12 protein-coding genes are annotated in these 18,544 nt (G+C 67.4%); 7 read left to right on the forward strand and 5 right to left on the reverse strand.

Going from position 1 to position 18,544, the window contains the following annotated elements:
- Positions 1-248: 248 nt before the first annotated feature.
- From ACA097_RS07825 to ACA097_RS07835, 3 genes are read right to left on the reverse strand one after another with little or no spacing between them, the layout of a single operon-like run.
- Positions 249-1,586 (reverse strand): TolC family outer membrane protein, encoded by a 1,338-nt coding sequence (locus tag ACA097_RS07825; RefSeq protein ID WP_371369549.1) that lies wholly within the window; start codon positions 1,584-1,586, stop codon positions 249-251.
- Positions 1,587-2,936 (reverse strand): HlyD family type I secretion periplasmic adaptor subunit, encoded by a 1,350-nt coding sequence (locus tag ACA097_RS07830; protein ID WP_371369551.1) that lies wholly within the window; start codon positions 2,934-2,936, stop codon positions 1,587-1,589.
- The gene (locus ACA097_RS07835) at positions 2,933-4,672 is read right to left on the reverse strand and encodes a type I secretion system permease/ATPase (protein ID WP_371370493.1); all 1,740 of its coding nucleotides are present in this window, start codon (positions 4,670-4,672) and stop codon (positions 2,933-2,935) included. Before ACA097_RS07835 ends, ACA097_RS07830 begins: the two co-directional genes overlap by 4 nt.
- Before the next feature lie 523 nt (positions 4,673-5,195).
- On the opposite strand from ACA097_RS07835, the gene ACA097_RS07840 reads away from it, so the two are divergent.
- The gene (locus tag ACA097_RS07840; protein ID WP_371369553.1) at positions 5,196-5,921 is read left to right on the forward strand and encodes a response regulator; all 726 of its coding nucleotides are present in this window, start codon (positions 5,196-5,198) and stop codon (positions 5,919-5,921) included.
- Here the strand turns inward: ACA097_RS07840 and ACA097_RS07845 are convergent.
- Positions 5,899-7,392: a sensor histidine kinase gene (locus ACA097_RS07845; protein ID WP_371369555.1), complete on the reverse strand. Its 1,494-nt coding sequence runs from the start codon at positions 7,390-7,392 to the stop codon at positions 5,899-5,901. The two genes, ACA097_RS07840 and ACA097_RS07845, sit on opposite strands and share 23 nt — an antisense overlap.
- 77 nt (positions 7,393-7,469) lie before the next feature.
- Between ACA097_RS07845 and ACA097_RS07850 the strand changes: the two genes are divergently transcribed.
- Positions 7,470-13,388 carry a peroxidase family protein gene (locus tag ACA097_RS07850; RefSeq protein WP_371369557.1) on the forward strand — a complete coding sequence of 1,973 codons (5,919 nt, stop codon included), beginning with the start codon at positions 7,470-7,472 and terminating at the stop codon, positions 13,386-13,388.
- A 162-nt stretch (positions 13,389-13,550) separates the two neighbouring features.
- Here the strand turns inward: ACA097_RS07850 and codA are convergent, their stop codons facing one another.
- The gene (gene codA / locus ACA097_RS07855; RefSeq protein WP_371369559.1) at positions 13,551-14,792 is read right to left on the reverse strand and encodes a cytosine deaminase; all 1,242 of its coding nucleotides are present in this window, start codon (positions 14,790-14,792) and stop codon (positions 13,551-13,553) included.
- Between the two features lie 214 nt (positions 14,793-15,006).
- On the opposite strand from codA, the gene ACA097_RS07860 reads away from it, so the two are divergent.
- From ACA097_RS07860 to ACA097_RS07880, 5 genes are all read left to right on the forward strand, one after another.
- Complete coding sequence (locus tag ACA097_RS07860; protein WP_371369561.1) at positions 15,007-15,471, forward strand: multidrug transporter; 465 nt, start codon at positions 15,007-15,009, stop codon at positions 15,469-15,471.
- Between the two features lie 70 nt (positions 15,472-15,541).
- Entirely contained in the window at positions 15,542-16,372 is an 831-nt protein-coding gene (locus ACA097_RS07865) for an SDR family oxidoreductase (protein WP_371369563.1), read from the forward strand.
- Positions 16,373-16,383: 11 nt separating this feature from the next.
- Positions 16,384-16,770: a hypothetical protein gene (locus ACA097_RS07870; RefSeq protein WP_371369565.1), complete on the forward strand. Its 387-nt coding sequence runs from the start codon at positions 16,384-16,386 to the stop codon at positions 16,768-16,770.
- A 97-nt stretch (positions 16,771-16,867) separates the two neighbouring features.
- The gene (locus ACA097_RS07875; RefSeq protein ID WP_371369567.1) at positions 16,868-17,542 is read left to right on the forward strand and encodes a tyrosine-protein phosphatase; all 675 of its coding nucleotides are present in this window, start codon (positions 16,868-16,870) and stop codon (positions 17,540-17,542) included.
- Positions 17,543-17,646: 104 nt separating this feature from the next.
- Positions 17,647-18,534 (forward strand): TIGR01459 family HAD-type hydrolase, encoded by an 888-nt coding sequence (locus ACA097_RS07880; RefSeq protein WP_371369569.1) that lies wholly within the window; start codon positions 17,647-17,649, stop codon positions 18,532-18,534.
- Positions 18,535-18,544 lie beyond the last annotated feature (10 nt).

Here is an 18,544-nt window from a genome sequence, read left to right on the forward strand (position 1 = left end):
GCCAACAGCCCCCAAGGCCATGTGCCTTGGGGGTTTTTCTTTGCGCGAAGTTTTTGTAGGAGCGGATTCATCCGCGAAGCGCACCGCACGAATGCCGACACGTAGGGCGAATAACCCCGAAGGGGTTATCCGCCGGTTTCGTGCCGGGCGGCGGCGCATAACCGCGAACGCGGTTATGCGCCCTACGGATCGGTGCGGGGATTTTCGCGGATGAATCCGCTCCTACAGGGTCGCGCCGAACGGCCCCCTCAGAACCGCAGTTCCGGCCCCAGGTAGCCGTTGACCTGGTCGATGTCGTCCTGCCCCAGGGCGCCGGCCTGGGCCACCAGGCTCAGGCGCGCGAGCAAGTAGCGCAGCTTGGCTTCGAACAGGTCGCGGCGGGCGCTGTAGAGCTGCTGCTCGCTGTCGAGGATGTCGGTGTTGGTGCTGCTGCCGTAGCGGAAGCTCTTCTTCGAGGACTCCACCGCCTTGTCGTTCGACTTCACCGCCACCTCCAGCGCGCGGACCCGGGCGGCGCCGTCCTGCACGCCCTGGAACTCGCGGGTGGTCTTGGACAGTACCGATTCGCGGGTGGCGTTGAGGTCTTCTTCGGCCTGCTCCTGCGACGCAAAGGTCTGCCGCACCCGCGCGCTGGTGCCCCCGCCGGCGTACAACGGCACGCTCAGCTCGACGCCGATGGAGCTGTAGCGGCTGCGCTGGTCGACGGTGGACAACGAATCGCTGTCGGCGGCGGTGTAGCCGGCCACCAGGTTGAGGGTCGGCCAGTGCCCGGCGCGGGCCTTGGCCACTTCCTGCTCGGCGACGCCGACGCCATAGCGACGGGCGATGATGTTGGGGTTGTCGCGGCGCGCCAGGGCCTGCCATTCGCTCAGGGTATCCGGACGCATCGGCGGGGTCGGGAATTCGTCGCGCAGGGTGGCGATGGTCTCCGGCACCTCGCCGATGTACTCCTCCAGCAGGCGCCGGGCGACCAGCAGGTTGTCACGCGCCTCGATCAGATCGGCCTTGGCCACATCGCGCCGGGCGGTGGCCGTGTCGACATCGGTGACAGTGCCGTCGCCCAGCTGGAAGCGCCGGGTGGTCGAGATGACCTGCTCCTCGAAGGCGCGCAGCTTGGCCTCGGACAGCTCGATGGTCTGCTCCGCCAGGAGCACGTCGAAATAACGCCCGGCCAGTTGCACGGCGACATCCTGGGTCTTGCCATCGAACACCGCGTCGCCCATCTGCGCCTGCAACCGCCCCTGCCGGTAGGCCGCCAGTTTCGCCTTGTCGAAGAGCGGCTGGCGCGCCTGCACGATGGCGCTCTTGGCGGTGTAGCCGAGGTCGACGTCATGGCCGTTGCCGAACACGTCCGGCTGGCGCTGGGTGCCGTTGATGCGGCTCTGGTAGGCGTTCAGGTTGACCTGCGGCAGCAAGCCGGCGCGGCCGATGGGCAGGTTCTCCCGCGCGGCATCGCGTTCGTGCAGCGCCGACAGGTAGATCGGCCCCTGGGACTGGATGCGCTCCCAGGCTTCACGCAGGTCCAGCGCGCTGGCGGTCGGCAGTACGCACGCCAGGCACAGGGCAGTCAGGCCAAGGGGGCGCATTCATTGCTCCTTGAACGAATGCTCGACGCGGTCGAGCAGTGGCTTGAGCAGGTAGCTCAGCAGGTTGCGCTCACCCGTGCGGATGGTGACCGAGGCGGGCATCCCCGCGCGGATGCGATTCGCCCCGAGCAACTTCATGCCGGCCGGCGTGACCTCGACCTGGGCGAGGTAATACGGCTTCTTCTCGTTGTCGTCGCTGAGCATGCGGTCGGCGGAAACCGTCAGCACGCGGCCGGGAATGGTGGGCGTCTGCGCGTGGTTGAAGGCCGGGAAGGAGATCTTCACGTCCAGGCCCGGCTCGATGCGGTCGATGGCCTGCACCGGGACCATCGCGTCGACCTGCAGCGGCTCGCCGCGCGGGACTATTTCCATCAGCTTGGCGCCGGGCTGGATCACCCCGCCGATGGTGGTGACCGCGAGGGCCTGCACTTCACCGTCGATGGGCGAGCGGATCACCGTGTGGCGCACCTGGTAGTCCAGCGCCTGCAGGCGGTCGGCCAGGGTGCGGCGCTCTTTCTGCACGTCGGTGAGCTGCGCCTGCACTTCCTTGCGGAAGTCGTATTCCTGCTGAAGGATGCGCAGCTTCAGCTCGGCAGCCTGGCCGCGCACCTGGGCCATGGTGTTGAGGTTCTGCGCCTGGCTGGCGCTGATTTCCGAGAGATCGCGCTCCAGTTCGAGCATGCGGTTGCGCGGGATGTAGCCTTCGGCGGCGAGCTCACGGGCGCCGCTCAGCTCGTCCTGCAGGTAGCGCTGCTGCGCCCCGCGCGCACCCTGCACTTGCTGCAGGCTCTGGACCTGCCGCTCGGCCGCGACCATGGACTCGCGAAGGATCTCGACCTCGCCGGCGAGGCTCGCGCGCCGCGCGGCGAACAGGCGCCGCTGCAGGGCGATGGTCGCGTCCAACTGCGGGTCGTCCTTGTAGCGCTCCAGCAGCTTCGGGTCGAAGACGATCTCGTCGAGCCCGTCGCGTTCGGCCTCCAGGCGGTTTTCCACGGCGCGGGTCACCAGGTACTGGGAGCTGACCACGCCCTGTTCCGACAGGGCCTGGGTAGCGTCCAGGCGAATCAGTTCCTGGTCGAGGCTGACGTCGTCGCCCTCGCGCACCAGGATGGCTTCGACGGTACCGCCGGTGAGGTGCTGGACCACCTTGCGGTTGCTCGACACCTTGACCGTCGCCGAGGCCACCACGCCAGCGTCCAGCGGCGCCAGGACCGCCCAGGCGAGGAAGCCGCCGAAGGCCACGATCACCAGGATCAGCCCCCAGCGCAGCGGGCGCTGGAAATCGACCTCTACCGGCGCGCTGCTCTCCAGCGGCAGGACCGCGCGTTGCCGCAGTTCGGCACTGGTCATGATTCCCTCCCCCGGACCGCCGTCAGCGTGGGCGCCGTCGGACTACCCGGCACGCTGGCCTGGGTCAGGTGCGCGAGCACTTCTTCGCGCGGACCGAACAGCTGCGTACAGCCGTCGCGCAGCAACAGCAGCTTGTCGACGGTCTTCAGGGTGCTTGGCCGGTGCGAAATGACCACCACGGTGCGATGACGCGCGTGCAGTTCCTCGAGCACCTCGACCAGCGCGCGTTCGCCCAGGTCGTCGAGGTTGGAGTTCGGTTCGTCGAGGACCAGCAGGCTGGGGTCGCCATAGAGCGCGCGGGCCAGGCCGATGCGCTGCTTCTGCCCGCCGGACAGCGGATGCCCTTCGGCATCCAGGCGCGTGTCGTAGCCCTGCGGGAAGCGCAGGATCATGTCGTGCACGCCGGCGCGGCGCGCGGCCTGCAGGACGGCCTCGCTGTCCACTTCGGAGAAACGCGCGATGTTCTCGGCGATGGTGCCCTCGAACAACTCGACATCCTGCGGCAGGTAGCCAAGCCAGGGGCCGAGCTCTTCCTTCTGCCAGCTGAAGACGTCGGCGCCGTCGAGCCGCACCTTGCCGCCGAACGCCGGCCAGATGCCCACCAGCATCCGCGCCAGGGTCGACTTGCCGGAAGCCGAGGGGCCGATGATGCCGAGGCTTTCGCCGGCCGCCAGGTGGAAGCTCACGCCGCGCACGAACGGCTGCCCGGTGCCCGGCGCGCCGCCGCTGACGCTCTCCACCGAGAGCGCGCCCTCCGGCCGCTGCAAGTTCATCGCCGGCGGCGTCACGGGGAATTCGCGCAGCAGTTCGCTCAGGCGGCTCCAGGCGCGGCGGGTGACCACCAGGCCCTTCCAGCTGGCGATCAGCGCTTCCACGGGGGCCAGGGCGCGGCCGCTGATGATCGAGCAGGCGATCATCATCCCCGGGGTGATGCTGCCCTCGATCGCCAGCCAGGCACCGACGCCGAGGATCAGCGACTGCAGGGTGATGCGCACGAAGCGCGCCATGCCGCCGATCCAGGCGGCGCGGTCGGAAGCCAGGCTTTGCAGCTGGAGCATGCGCAGGTGGTGATTGAACCAGCGCAGGCTGATGCCCGGCAGCATCCCCATGGCCTGGATTACCTCGGCGTTGCGCAGGTTGTTGTGGGCGAAGCTGGACGAGGCCTGCCCCTCCGCATTGGCCTGGGCCAGCGGCTTGCGCGTCATGCCTTCGGTCAACGCGGTGAGGAACAGCAGTACGATGGAACCGCCCAGCGTCAGGTAGCCCAGCAGCGGGTGCACGAGGAAGGCGATGGCCAGGTAGATCGGCGTCCAGGGCGCATCGAAGAAGGCGAACAGCGAGCTGCCGGTAAGGAACTGGCGCACCTGGGTGAGGTCCTGCAGGGCCTGCGCCGGCGAGCTGCCGGCACGCTTGAGGTTGCGCAGGAAGGCGGCCTCGAAGACCCGCTGGTTGAGGGTCATGTCGAGTCGATTGCCGAGGCGGATGAGCACGCTGTTGCGCACCACTTCGAGCTGCGCCAGCAGCATGTAGAGGCCGATCATCAGCAGGGTGAGCATTAAAAGCGTGGTGGGGTTGCTGCTGCCCAGGGCGCGGTCGTAGACCTGCAGCATGTAGATCGCCGGGGTCAGCATCAGCACGTTGATCACGCCGCTGAACAGGGCCACGCCGACAAAGGCGCGGCGCAGGCGCAACAGCGCTTCGGTTAGTTCACAACGTAGTTCGGAGGCCGTCTGCATCATGCCCATCCCCAGCGGTTGGTCACTGATGGCCCGGCGCGCCGGAATCGCGAGCAGCGCCACCGGCGCACGCCCGCTCGGGTCCGGCCTGCCCACCTGGACCTCTTCTGATTCAGCTTAGGAGTGGCGCGGATCGCCCCGAGTTTGTCGCGCCGACTTGGTGCGATTATCGAACAAGGACAGACGGAGCTTTATTTGCAATTTCAAAAGCTTGTATTCACCACCAGCAGAATCTCCTTAATTTCGGCGGCCCTTTGACACCACCAAATCATTCGACCTTAGTCCAATCCGCGCCTCCGGAAACTCGACAAACTCCTTTACCGCCAGCCACTTCCCGGCTCCATCGGGCTTTCGCGATCCGACGAGCGTACCTGCCGATTGATTGCAGCCTGCTATTACTCAACACGAGTGACTCACTTGCCCAGGTGCGGGCGACCTGTACCGGCGCGACGACAACGTCAACAATCCGTCGCATTTTTACCGTCAGGCGATCCCCCTCGGCGAGTCCACTCGGGAGGGCACAATGAACACCCCGATCATTCGCATCGGTATCGTCGACGACCATCCCCTTCTGCGCGAAGGGGTGGCCAGTACGCTGCGCAAGCGCAGCGACTTCAAGATCGTCGAACAGGGCGCCAGCGCCGAGGACGCCCGCTCCATCGCCGTCCGCCTGCAACCGGATGTGCTGCTGATGGACGTCAACATGCCCGGCGACTCCTTCGCCGTCGTGCATGACATCAGTTGCCGGCTGCCGGACGTGAAGGTGCTGATGCTCACCGTGTCGGAATCCGAGGAAGACGCCTACTGCGCCCTCGAAGCCGGCGCACGCGGCTATCTGCTCAAAGGCATCAGCGGCCCCGAGCTGGTCAATGCCATCCGCGATGTGGCGCGCGGCAACATCCACATCACGCCGGAGTTCGAGCACAAGCTGCTGAGCAACTTCAAGCGCCGCGAGAACGAGATCCGCAAGATCGACCTGACCCACCGCGAGGAGCAGGTGATCCGCGAAGTCTCCCGCGGGCTGACCAACAAGGAAGTGGCCGATCGCCTGTCGCTGAGCGAGAAGACGGTGAAGTACTACATGACCTGCGTGATGCAGAAGCTCAACGCGCGTAACCGCGTCGAGGCGGTCGCTGCGCTGCGTCGCTACTGGGAACGGGAAACCCAGTCGCGCTTCGGCACACCGCCGGCACCGCCCGCGGAGTCCGAGCCGATGCTCGCCCGCTTCAGAGGCGGAACAGCGCCGTAACCCGGGTCCCCTGCCCCGGCACCGAATGGATGTCGAAAGTGCCGCCGAACGACTCCACCCGATAGCGCAGACCGGCGAGGCCCAGGTGCGGCCGGCCGTCGTCGCGCCGGGCCACCTCCTCGGGGTCGAACCCCGGCCCGCCGTCCGCCACGCAGAGGCTGAGCTGGCCTTCGGCATAATTGGCGCTCAACCGCTGCTCCTGCCCGCCGGCATGCTTGAAGGCATTGTTCAGACTCTCCTGCACGAAGCGGTACAGGCAGAGCTTCAAGGGTAGCGGCAGGTCCGCCGGCAGGCTCCCGAGCTCCAGCGCCACCTTGCTGCCGGTACGCTCCTCGTGGCGCTTGGCGGCCAGCTTGAGCTCCTCCTCCAGCGACAGCTCGGCGATCTCCGGCAGCGCCAGCCCGCGCGAGATGTCGCGCACCTCGCGCAGGGCGTCCTGCGCCGCACCGCGGATGGATTCATAGGTGTCGCGGTCTTCGCCATCGGAACGGGCTGGCAGCAGCTCGGCGAGATCGTCCAGGCGAATCAGGATCAGCGTCAGCAGCTGCGCCGGACCGTCGTGCAGGTCGGCCCCCAGGCGGCGCAAGGTGAGTTCGTTGATCTGCCAGAACTGCCGGTTGGCGTTGGCGATGCGCCGCTGCAGCTGGTCGTTGTGCCGCAGCAGCTGCACCTGCTCGGCCATCCGCGCGCGCAGGTCGGCCTGCTGGCGCTGGATGATCCGTTCGCTGCGGCGGACGAAGCCGAACAACAGCAGGAGCATCGCCAGGGTGGCTGCGCCGACCACCCGCCAGACCTGCCCGCGCACCCGGCCGATTTCCTTCTCCAACCAGTCGGCACGCTCATAGAACTCGCCCACCGCGATGACCTTGCCGTTGCTGTCATGCAGTGGCGCATAGATCTCGTAGAGCGGCATCTTCAGCGTACGCTCGAAGCGGTTCTCGTCCTGCGACAGGTCCTCGAGGTCGGTCACCACATGGCCGCGCAGGGCGACCTCGATCTCGTCGGTGGGAAAGCGCTGGCGAACGATCGACTTGTCGGTGCTGTAGACCACGGTGCCGTCGGCGCGCCAGATCTTCACCGACTCGACATGGCGCCTGAGCGACGCATTGTTCAGCAGCCGATCCAGCGCCACGGTGTCCTCCGCCGAGATTTCCGCCTGCACGCCCATCTCCTGCACATAGGGCTCGAGGAAGGTCTGCATGTACAGCGCCCCGGCCTCGGCGGCGCTCTGCAGGGCCGCGTTCTTGAGCCGCTCGCTGGCCAGGTCGCCGACGAAGAACATGGTCAGGCCGAGGATGAAGGTGGCCGCGATGATGAACTGCGTGGAGTGGCTCAGCCCGCCACTCCAGCGCTGCCATGCGCCGCGCAGGCCACCTGCGACCTTGGTCGCAGGCGGCGCCTCGACCATCGGTTCGGTTCCCTCCACGACCATGGTCGTTGGAATTGATTCGACCTTCGATTCTTTCGCCATGCGCGTATGTCCCCGATGCTCGAGTACAGGCCAGTAGTAGGAACGGCAAATTCCAAAACGGACATGAGGTGAACTGCATGTACGCGCTCAAGAGCTTCTCCCTCAACCAGAAGGACGTACTATTCCTTCTGCAACAGGTCGAGTTTCCGACGCTTCGTGTCGTGGGCTACGACACCAGCGGCCAGGCCCTCTACGGCTACACGGGCTCCGACGGCGTCGTACATATTCTAGGCGTGATGGGCAGCTTCGACCCGCTGGCGAACCCCGCGGGCGAACCGGTCTGGTACAACGGCGCGCGCGACCCGATCGGCCTGCGCAACGTCTCCGGGGTCTTCAACAACCTCACCCAGGACGGTCACGAATGGGGCAGCTTCGCGCAGAACTTCATCCGCCTGACCCACTCCGACTACAGCCACTACGTGCACCAGAACCTGGGCAACGCGGCCCTGGGTGGACTCGGCGTACCCGCCGGTTCGACGCCACAGGCTGACAGCAGCAGCCTCTACGCCGATCCCAACGCGTCGCTGGTCGACTACACCCCGCGGATGATCAGCCAGACCATCGTCAGCGCCGGCGTGACCTTCGCCAAGGACGCCAACGGCCACATCCAGCACACCGCCAGCGGCGTGGCCATCGTCAGCGACCCCGGCCTGCTCAAGGACCTGGGCGAAGTGGATACCTCCATTCCCGACTCCGGCCAGTACTACATCCGCAACCTGAACACCGTGGCCGGCGACCCCTCGACCACCGGCTGGTTCACCCTGTTCGGGCAGTTCTTCGACCACGGCCTGGACTTCATCGACAAGCCCAACCAGAACGCCACCATCACCATTCCGCTGGCGCCGGACGACCCGCTCTACGGCGCCATCGGCCCGGACGGGCAGCCGGTGTACTCGATCAAGGTGCACCGCGCCAGCGCCAGCGGGACCGACGCCCAGGGCGCGGTCTACAAGAACCTCGACTCGCCCTACATCGACCAGAACCAGACCTACGGCTCCAACGACGCGGTCACCCAGCTGCTGCGCAAATGGGTCGCGGACCCTAACAATCCCGGCCACTTCCGTGCCGGCGCCGAGTTGTTCGACGGCAACTCGCTGAGCGACACGGCCGCCTGGATGCTCAACGGCGAGCTGACCCACCGCACCCTGCCGACCCTCGACGAGCTGCGCGCGCACATCCTCACCACCGGCCGCGACGACCTGACCTGGGACGACCTCGCCGACTTCCGCGTGCGCGACCAGAACGGTCACGTGCTCGATGCCGATGGCAACGCCGCGAACGGCGTCCAGGTCGTCCTCACCCATGAAGCCCTGTTGCTGGACATGAACCCGCACTTCGACGATGCGCACATCGACCAGGCCAAGCTCATGGGGCTGGACGCCACCATCGCCTCGATCACCTTCGATGCCAACAACCCCTACGGGATGCTCATCCACTACGCCGACAACTCGGTGAAGACGTTGTTCGACCTGGTCGACTTCAGCACCTTCGCCATCAAGGCCCCGGCCGGCAGCGCCACCTATGCGGTGACCAACGAGCTGCTGCTGGAATCGGTGGGCGACCACTACATCGCCGGCGATGGCCGGGCCAACGAGAACTTCGGCCTCACCGCCATCCACCACGTGTTCCACGAGGACCACAACGTCCAGCTGCTCAACCTGCAGACCGAGATTCTCGGCGTCACCGACGTCGATATTCGACACCGCTGGCAGGTGCAGGTATCCGACGGCAATGGCGGCTATTTCCACGACGCCAATGGCAACTACACGCTGGCCGATGGCATCAGCATTTCCTGGGACCAGAACAAGCTGTTCAACGCCGCCAAGCTGACCGTGGAGATGGAATACCAGCACGTCGCCATCGACCAGTACGCCCGGCTGATCACCCCGGACCTGCCGGAGTTCGTCACCTACGACTCGGCAATCAACGCGAACATCTCCCTGGAATACGGCGAGGCCGCCTTCCGCTTCGGCCACTCGCAGCTGCGCGAAACCATTGACGCGCTGGAAAAGAGCGCCGACGGCAGCTATGACCTGACCGGCTCGATCGTCCGCTACGCCCTGGAGAAGGCCTTCCTCAATCCGGCCGGGTACGCCGAGATCGGCCCGACCGCCATCGCCCTGGGCATGACTCGCCAGATCAGCAACGAGATCGACGAATTCGTCACCCCGGCGCTGCAACAGGGCTTGCTCGGCCAGCCGCTCGACCTTGCGACCATCAACCTGGCCCGCGGCCGCGACCTCGGCCTGCCGACCCTCAACCAGGCGCGCCAGCAGATTCACGACGCGCTGATCGCCGAACGCGCGCAGCCCGGCGGCAGCCAGCACCACACCAACCTGATCGTCGACGCGCTGACGCCGTACACCAGCTGGAGCGACTTCGCCAATAACATGATCCACCCCGAGTCGCTGGTGAACTTCATCGCCGCCTACTCCTTCGACGGCGACGTGGCCCATGCCCAGGCGATCATCGATGCCGACCAGAGCGGCGAAACCAAGAGCTACGTGTCCAATGGCGTCACCTATTACGTGACCGCCGACGAAGCCGCCTACTTCCTCACCGGGGCAGCCGATCCGAACGGCCAGCACGTCGCCGGCTGGGACGGCTTCAACAACATCGACCTGTGGATCGGCGGCCTGGCCGAGAAGCACGTCTACACCGGCCAGCTGGGCACCACCTTCAACGCCATCTTCGAGGACCAGATGGAGCGCCTGATGGATGGCGACCGCTTCTACTACCTGTTCCGCCTCGACCTTGGCCTGCCGGCGATGACCAACCTCAACGAGCAGGTGGTCACCGAGCAGTTCAAGGACATCATCGAGCGCACCACCGACGCCCGCCACCTGGCCGGCGACGTGTTCGGCTACGCCGACAGCTACGTCGAGCTGAGCTACAAGGACTCCGGCGCCAGCGCCACCGCCTACAAGTCCGAGCACAAGTACGGCAACCTGATCGACGCCTACGCGGCCGGGCACGGCGGCCAGGGCATCGGCGTCTACTCCACCGGCGGCGCCGGCGGCATCGGCGGCAACGGCCTGCAGGTCAACCTGGTCAACCCGGAAACCGGCCAGTCAATCACCTACCTGCGCGACTACCGTCCCGACCAGGGCGAGAACCCCGACGGCACCGCGGCTGTTGGCTACAACTCCCACGAAGTAGTCGCCGGCACCGACTACGACGACTGGCTCGACGCCGGTGACGGCGACGACACCCTCTACGGCGAGGGCGGCAACGACATCCTCGACGGCAAGGCCGGTGCCGACCACATCTACGGCGGCGCAGGCAACGACATCATCTACGGTGGCGACATCGAGGACTTCCTCGACGGCGGCGACGGCGACGACATCATCTACGCCGGCACCAGTGCCGGGGCCATCGACATCGTCATCGGCGGCGCGGGCAACGACCACCTGTATGGCGAGGCCGGGATCGACGAGCTCTACGGCGGCTTCGGCGACGACTATATCGACGCCGGCGGCGACACCGACCTGGTGCATGCCGGTGACGGCAACGACGAGGTCTACGGCGGCGACGGCCCGGACATCCTGTTCGGCGAGGACGGCGACGACATCATTTCCGGCGGTGCCACCGGCGACCAGGAATTCGGCGGCGTCGGCGACGACATCCTGCTGCCCGGACTGGGTGGCGCACCCGGCCAGGGCGACGGCGACGAGGCGCTGGGCGACGTCGGATTCGACATCGCCGCCTTCAGCGACGTCAACATCGCGCTGGACGCCGCGGCCGACCTGAACAACCAGAACGTGGTCGCCGCGCCCGGCACCAACGTCCTGTTCCAGCCGTTCAACGCCCTGCTCACCGACATCGAGGGGCTGATCGGTTCGCGCTTCAGCGACGCCCGAGCCAATGCGCAGAATCCGGCTGCGCCATCCGCCGGCCTGATTGGCGATGGCAACGAGAACTGGCTGGTCGGCGGCAGCGGCAACGACGTCAGCCAGGGCAACGCCGGCAACGACGTGATCGTCGGCGACTCCATCGGCCTGGCCGTGCTCAACCACCTGCTCGCCAGCCAAGGCTACGCCCAGCACTTCACCGGCCTGCAGGCCAGCCGGCCGAACTTCGTCCTCGGCGACAACCACGCAGGCGGCGCGCTCGACGGCACCCTGGATACCGCCCTCTACAGCGGCAACCTGGCCGACTACAACATCGTGCGCATCTACGACAACGGCCCCGGCGGTCAGATAGTCGCCTTCAAGGTCACCGACCTGCGCGCGGGCGCCAACAACCTGGACGGCACCGATATCGTCGTCGGCGTCGAGAAGCTGCGCTTTGCCGACCAGACCATCACTCTCAACCCCACCAACAGCACGCCCACCGGCAACGTATCCCTGACCGGCTGGGCCACGGCGCCGACCACCCCGAACCGGCCGGTGCCCAGCCAGTACCGGCTGACCGCGAACACCAGCAGCATCCAGGACGCCGACGGCCTACCCGGCGCCAACGGTTTCACCTACCAGTGGCAAGCCCTGCTCGGCGCGGTGTGGACCAACATCACCAACGCGACCGGCGCTACCTTCGCCCCGACCGATACGCAGTACAGCCATCAGCTGCGGGTCGTGGTGTCCTACACCGACAACCTCGGCACCCTGGAGCAGGTGACATCAGCCCCGACCGAGGCCGTGGGCCGCTTCATCGAGGGCAACAACTTCGGCAACAACCCGCTCAACGGCACCGACTACCAGGACATCATCCTCGGCTACAACGGCAACGACGTGCTCAATGGCGGCCTGGGCTCGGACCTGCTCGACGGCGGCAGCGGCAGCGACACCATGCGCGGCAACGCAGGCAACGACGTCTTCGTGGTCGACAGCAATGGCGACTCGGTGGTGGAGAACGCCAACGAGGGTACGGACACCGTGCAGTCGTCGATCACCTACACCCTCGGCAACAACGTCGAGAACCTGACCCTCACCGGCTCAAGCAACATCAACGGCACCGGCAACGCGCTGGACAACATCATCACGGGCAACAACGGCAATAACGTGCTGAGCGGTCTGGCCGGCAACGACCACCTGTTCGGCGGCAATGGCAACGATACGTTCCTGACCAGCGTCAACGACGGCAATGACGCCTACGACGGCGGCAGCGGCAGCGACACCTACGACCTCTCGGGCACCTCGGCGGGGGCCACGGTCAGCCTGCTTGCCGGAACCTCAAGCAGCACGCAGACCGGCAGCGACACCCTCACCGGCATCGAAAACGTGATCGGCGGTTCGGGCGCCGACAACATCACCGGCGACGCCAACGCCAACGTCCTGCGTGGAGCTGGGGGCAACGACCAGGTCAACGGCGGCGCAGGGAACGACACGCTGCAGGCCTCCAACGGCGACGGCAACGACACCTACGACGGCGGTGCCGACAACGACACCTACGACCTCTCCACCACCAGCGCCGCGGCCACCGTCAGCCTGCTTGCCGGCACCGCCAGCGGCAGCCAGACCGGCAGCGACACCCTCAGCGGAGTCGAGAACGTCACCGGCACCAGCGCCGGCGACAGCCTCACCGGCGACGGCAATGCCAACGTGCTGAGCGGCCTGGGCGGCAACGACAGCCTCAATGGCGGAGCGGGTGCCGACACCCTGATCGGTGGCGCGGGCGCCGACAGTCTGAACGGCGGCGCCGACGCCGACCTGTTCGTGTTCAGCGCAACCGGCGACAGCGGCACCAGCAGCGTCACACGCGACGTGATCAGCGGCTTCGAGCACGGCATCGACAAGATCGACCTGTCGGCCATCGACGCCCGCACCAACGGCGCCGGCTCCGGCGGCCTGCAGCACTTCACTTTCCTCGGCGAGTGGAATGGCGTGGGCACGGAGTTCAGCAACCAGGCGCAACTGAAGTTCCACTACGTGACCGTCGGCGGGCAGGACCACACCTACGTGGAGGGCAATGTCAACAACAACACGGGCGCCGACTTCCAGATCGACCTGGTCGGCCACATCACCCTTACCAGCGACGACTTCGTCGGCCTGGCCTGAAACCTGCCCTGGCCTGAAGGGGCACCGGAAGCGCAACCGGTGCCTGCCAGGCCGGCGCAGGCCGTTCGCTGGACCTGGCGCTGCGCCCTTCAGCGCCCCGCCCTCTGCCTTCGTGCTGGGGGCGGTTCGTTTTTGTCGCGCATGCCCATCCTGCCGCCAGGTTCAGCCTTCCAGCAGCTCCACGCATTCGGGCGCTCGGCGCATCAGCAAGCGGCCGTGGCGGATCGAGTACAGCGCCTTGGTCTGCTGGCGTACCGCCTCGTAGTCGCTGTCCACGCCCAGCACCAGCAGGTTGGCAGGGCGGCTGGCAGCAATGCCGTAGCGCTCGCCGAGGTTCATTGCGCGGGCGCTGTTGTCGGTGACCAGGTCGAGGCTGCGCTGCAGGTCGTCGAAGCCCATCATGTGGCAGATGTGCAGGCCGGCATCGAGCACCCGCAGAATGTTGCCGTTGCCCAGGGGGTACCAGGGGTCCTTGATCGAATCCTGGCCGAAGCAGACGTTCATCCCGGCGCGGTCGATTTCGGCCACGCGGGTCACGCCACGGCGTTTCGGGAAGGTATCGAAGCGGCCCTGCAGGTGGATGCTCTCGGTCGGGCAGGAGACGAAGCTGATGCCCGAGCGCTTGAGCAGGCGGAACAGCTTCGAGCAGTAGGCGTTGTCATACGAGCCCATGGCCGTGGTGTGGCTGGCGGTGACGCGCGCGCCCATGCCGCGCACCCGCGCCTCTTCGGCGAGCACTTCGAGGAAGCGCGAGTTGGGGTCGTCGGTTTCGTCGCAGTGCACGTCCACCAGGCAGCCGGTGCGCTCGGCCAGGTCCATGAGGAACCTGATCGAGCTGACGCCCTGCTCGCGGGTGTTCTCGAAGTGCGGGATGCCGCCGACCACGTCGGCGCCGAGGCGGATCGCCTCCTCCATCAGATCACGGCCGCCCTCGTAGGATTCGATGCCTTCCTGGGGGAAGGCAACGATCTGCAGGTCCACCAGGTGCTTCGCCTCTTCCTTCACTTCCAGCATCGCCTTGAGCGCGGCCAGGGTCGGGTCGGTGACATCGACGTGGGTGCGAACATGCTGGATGCCGTGGGCGGCGAGCATACGGATGGTGGTGTGGGCGCGGGACTTGGTGTCCTCGTGAGTGATGGTTTCCTTGCGCTGCGCCCAGCGCTCGATGCCCTCGAACAGGGTGCCGCTCATGTTCCACTCGGGCTCGCCGGCGGTGAGGGTGGCGTCGAGGTGGATGTGCGGCTCGACCAGGGGCGCGATGACCAGTTGCCCGGCGACGTCGAGCTCGTCGCTGCGGGCGAGCACGCTGCCGGCCTGCGGCAGCACCTCGGCAATGAGCTCGCCTTCGCAGCGAATGGTGAACAGGCCGGTCTGCTTGCGCAGCTTGGCGTTGACGATCTTCATGGGAACTCCTGTAGCGACTCAGGCGCGAGGTTGCACGGCGGCGCGATCCACGGCGAAGCATAAGCCAGCGCGATACCCACCGCGTAGGCAAACGGGCCGCCGCCAGCGCAAGCCCGAACCGGTCGTGCCTTCGTCTAGGGTCAGGCCCCTTGGATGGTCCTCTCGCGCCCTTGCACCTGCTAGGCTCTAGTCCCTCTCCCCGACGGAACCCGCCATGCTGTTCGGCTCGCTGCTCATCGTCACCTGGGTCATCCTGCTGCTGCGCTACCCCAGCCGCGCGTTGCCGATTTCAGGCGCTGCGCTGGTCGGCCTGGCGCTGGTGGTGAGCCTGGCGATCTGGCAGGACAGCCGCGACGAACGTTACCTGCAGCACCTGGAACTGCGCATCCGCTATGCGCCGACCCTGTGCACGGCCGACCGGCCGCTGCGCGTGGAGCTGAAGAACGGCAGCGACGTGCCGCTGCTGGAGCTGCGCTGGAAGGTCGCCGCCTACCGCCCCGGCGACACCGTCGACCTCGCCGAGAACCTCTACGAAACGCCGCGCTACCGTGGCCCGGGCGCGCTGCTTGGCGGCGACAGCTGGAACGACTGCCTGCCGCTGCCGACGCTGCGTCCGGGGTACCGGGCGAGCACCCTGGAGTTCCGCGCCGAGCGCATCGAAGGGCGCTTCGGCGGCTGAGCCGCCCTTCACCCGCAGCGTGCCTATCGGCTAGGGTAGAAGCCTTTCCCTCCCCGCCAAGGACTGCCGCATGTTCCAGCCCGTCGCCCTCATCACCGGATGCTCCAGCGGCATCGGCCGCGCCCTGGCCGACGCCTTCCGCGCGTCCGGCTACGCCGTCTGGGCCACCGCGCGACGCGACGAGGACGTCGCCGCCCTCGACCAGGCGGGCTTTCGCGGCGTGCGCCTGGACGTGACCGACAGCGCCGCCGTCGCCGCATTGGCCGAGCGCCTGCGCAGCGAAGTCGGCGGCCTCGACGTGCTGATCAACAACGCCGGCTACGGCGCCATGGGCCCGCTGCTGGACGGTGGCGCCGAGGTCCTGCGCCAGCAGTTCGAGACCAACGTGTTCGCGGTGGTCGAACTGAGCCGCGCCTGCCTGCCGCTGCTACGCGAACGCGAGGGCACGCTGGTGAACATCGGCAGCGTCTCCGGTGTGCTGGTCACCCCGTTCGCCGGCGCCTACTGCGCCTCCAAGGCCGCCGTGCATGCGCTCAATGAGGCGCTGCGCCTGGAGCTCGCGCCCTTCGGCATCGCGGTGCTGGAAGTGCAGCCCGGCGCCATCGCCTCCAGTTTCGGCGCCAATGCCAACCGCAGCCTGGAGGGTGTGGTCGCCGAGGACTCGCCCTGGTGGCCGCTGCGCGAGTTCATCCGCGCCCGCGCCAACGCCTCCCAGGACAAACCCACGCCCGCCGCCGAGCTGGCCCGCCGGGTGCTGGGCGCGGTGCACCGCAACCCGGTGCCGCGCCTGCTGCGCGTCGGTCATGGCAGCCGCGCACTGCCCCTGCTCGCGCGCTGGTTGCCAACCGCGCTGCTGGACCGCGCGCTGAAGAAACGCTTCGGCCTGAACGGCGAACTCTAGGGAGAAAGCAGATGAGTGACGCGCCGATCCGCACCCGCTACTACGCCCTGGGCGGCATGCTCGTCGCCTTCGCCCTCAACGTGCTGCTGCGCACTTTGCTGCGCTACGGGCTGGTTCCGGTGAACCTGCTGGTGGCGCTGGCCATCGGCGCCGGCATGGCGTTCTTCTTCGCCCGCCGTGTGGGCCGCCTGCCCACCACCGGCGAGCGCTGGCGCCTGCTCGGTTTCTACTCGGCGGGCCTGGCCCTGCTGTACCTGGCGCTGGTCGCCCTGGCCGCCTGGCGCAACCCGCCGAGCCACGCCGCGCTGCTGCTGTTCCTGCTCAACTACCTGTTCTACCCGCTGGCGGCCTGCTGGTTCTTCCGCCCGCGCGTTCAGGAGCGTTTCCTTCCGCGCTGAAAAAACAGCTGTCGGCTTGACGATTTCTTCACGAAGCCTTCATCGCTGCTTAATCGACGGACTCCTACTGTCTCGCGCCTGACAGACAGGAGCCCGCATGGCCATCGTCCCCCGTTTGCGCACCCTCGCGCTCGCCACCCTGATCGCTCTCGGTTCGCCCGTCCTCGCGGCGCACGCCGATGCGCGCCCGGACACCTGGGCGCAGCCGCTGGACGCCTCGTTCAACCTCTACCGGATGTCGCCAACCCTCTACCGCAGCGCCATGCCGCACAGCCAGGACGTGGCCCTGCTGGAGAAACTCGGCGTGCACAGCGTGCTGACCTTCACCAAGCCCGACGACAAGGCCTGGCTCGGCGACGCGCCCGTGCAGGTGCTGCGCTACCCGACCCACGCCGATCATGTCGACGATGCCGACGTCATCGCCGTGCTGCACATCCTGCAGACCGCCCAGCAACAAGGCCCCGTGCTGATGCACTGCTCCCACGGGCGCGACCGCACCGGCCTGTTCGCGGCCATGTACCGCATCGTCATCCAGGGCTGGAGCAAGGAAGAGGCGCTCAAGGAGATGGTCGACGGCGGCTTCGGCCACGCGGACGACATGGGGCCGGCCATCCACTACGTGCAGAACGTCGACGTCGAAGCGGTCCGCACCGCCATGCGCGAAGGCCGCTGCAGCACCAGCCTGTTCAGCCTGTGCAACCTCAAGGGCCTGGTCGAGGGCTCGCTCGGCACCACCCAGGCCGCCGCGCCGCCGATACCGGCCAAGCCCTGACCGGCCCGGCGGATTCCCCGGAAGCGGCGCAGCTGCGTTAGGCTTTGTGGCGACCGACGCCTGACGCAGGCGTCTCCGCTTGCCTTCGCCTCGACCGGATCGCCATGCCCGCCTCGCATTTCCAAGCCGTCACCGACACCCGCCTCGTCGACCACGCAGGTCTCGACACCCTCTGCGCCGACTACGACGCCTACCTGCTCGACCTCTGGGGCGTGCTCATGGACGGCGCCGAAGTCTTCCCCGGCGCCCTGGCCTGGCTGCAACGCCGCGCCGCCGAGGGCAAGCCGGTGTGGTTCCTCAGCAACGCCTCGCGCAGCGTCGCGGAAATGGCCGCCACGCTCACTGCGCTTGGTGTATCGCCAACGCTCTACAGCGGCATCACCACTTCCGGCCAACTGGCCATCGACGCCATCGAACGCACGCCCGAACTGCAGCGCGGCGGTATCTACATCGCCGGCGTCGGCGATGCCCTGGAAACCTGGCCGGCGCACATCCGCGAGCGCTTCGACGCGGATATCCACAAGGCTTCGCTGATCCTCGGCGTCGGCAGCTTCCCCACCGACGAGCTGGAAGCGCGCTTCGCGCCGCTGCGCCATGCAGTGGAGCTGCCCTTCCTCTGCGCCAACCCGGACCGCGTGGTGGTCTCCGCCGGCCGCACGGTGTTCGGCGCCGGCCGTCTGGCCGAAGCCTTCGCCGAGCAAGGCGGCCAGGTGCAGTGGTTCGGCAAGCCCGACCCGGCAGCATTCCGCATCGCCGAACGGCAACTGCAGGCTCGCGGTGCGCAACGCATCCTGTTCGTCGGCGACTCGCTGGTGACCGACGTGCCCGGCGCCCTCGCCGCCCGCATAGACACCCTCTGGCTGGCCGCCACCGGCATCCACCGCCAGGCCCTGGGCCTGCCGTTCAATGGTGCGCTGGAGGAAGAGAAGGTCCAGGCGCTGCTCGACGGCTACCCGGTCCGCCCGCATTTCGCGGCGCCGGGGTTGGTCTGAACACGACCTG

Source organism: Pseudomonas sp. QL9 (assembly GCF_041409665.1).
In the GTDB taxonomy this organism is placed as follows: Bacteria; Pseudomonadota; Gammaproteobacteria; order Pseudomonadales; family Pseudomonadaceae; genus Pseudomonas; species Pseudomonas knackmussii.

What these genes read in the sequence shown, in the direction of transcription:
- ACA097_RS07825 (WP_371369549.1), bottom strand. Translation starts at nt 1,586, where the DNA reads ATGCGCCCCCTTGGCCTGACTGCCCTGTGCCTGGCGTGCGTACTGCCG.
- ACA097_RS07830 (WP_371369551.1), bottom strand. Translation starts at nt 2,936, where the DNA reads ATGACCAGTGCCGAACTGCGGCAACGCGCGGTCCTGCCGCTGGAGAGC.
- ACA097_RS07835 (WP_371370493.1), bottom strand. Translation starts at nt 4,672, where the DNA reads ATGCAGACGGCCTCCGAACTACGTTGTGAACTAACCGAAGCGCTGTTG.
- ACA097_RS07840 (WP_371369553.1), top strand. Translation starts at nt 5,196, where the DNA reads ATGAACACCCCGATCATTCGCATCGGTATCGTCGACGACCATCCCCTT.
- ACA097_RS07845 (WP_371369555.1), bottom strand. Translation starts at nt 7,392, where the DNA reads ATGGCGAAAGAATCGAAGGTCGAATCAATTCCAACGACCATGGTCGTG.
- ACA097_RS07850 (WP_371369557.1), top strand. Translation starts at nt 7,470, where the DNA reads ATGTACGCGCTCAAGAGCTTCTCCCTCAACCAGAAGGACGTACTATTC.
- codA (WP_371369559.1), bottom strand. Translation starts at nt 14,792, where the DNA reads ATGAAGATCGTCAACGCCAAGCTGCGCAAGCAGACCGGCCTGTTCACC.
- ACA097_RS07860 (WP_371369561.1), top strand. Translation starts at nt 15,007, where the DNA reads ATGCTGTTCGGCTCGCTGCTCATCGTCACCTGGGTCATCCTGCTGCTG.
- ACA097_RS07865 (WP_371369563.1), top strand. Translation starts at nt 15,542, where the DNA reads ATGTTCCAGCCCGTCGCCCTCATCACCGGATGCTCCAGCGGCATCGGC.
- ACA097_RS07870 (WP_371369565.1), top strand. Translation starts at nt 16,384, where the DNA reads ATGAGTGACGCGCCGATCCGCACCCGCTACTACGCCCTGGGCGGCATG.
- ACA097_RS07875 (WP_371369567.1), top strand. Translation starts at nt 16,868, where the DNA reads ATGGCCATCGTCCCCCGTTTGCGCACCCTCGCGCTCGCCACCCTGATC.
- ACA097_RS07880 (WP_371369569.1), top strand. Translation starts at nt 17,647, where the DNA reads ATGCCCGCCTCGCATTTCCAAGCCGTCACCGACACCCGCCTCGTCGAC.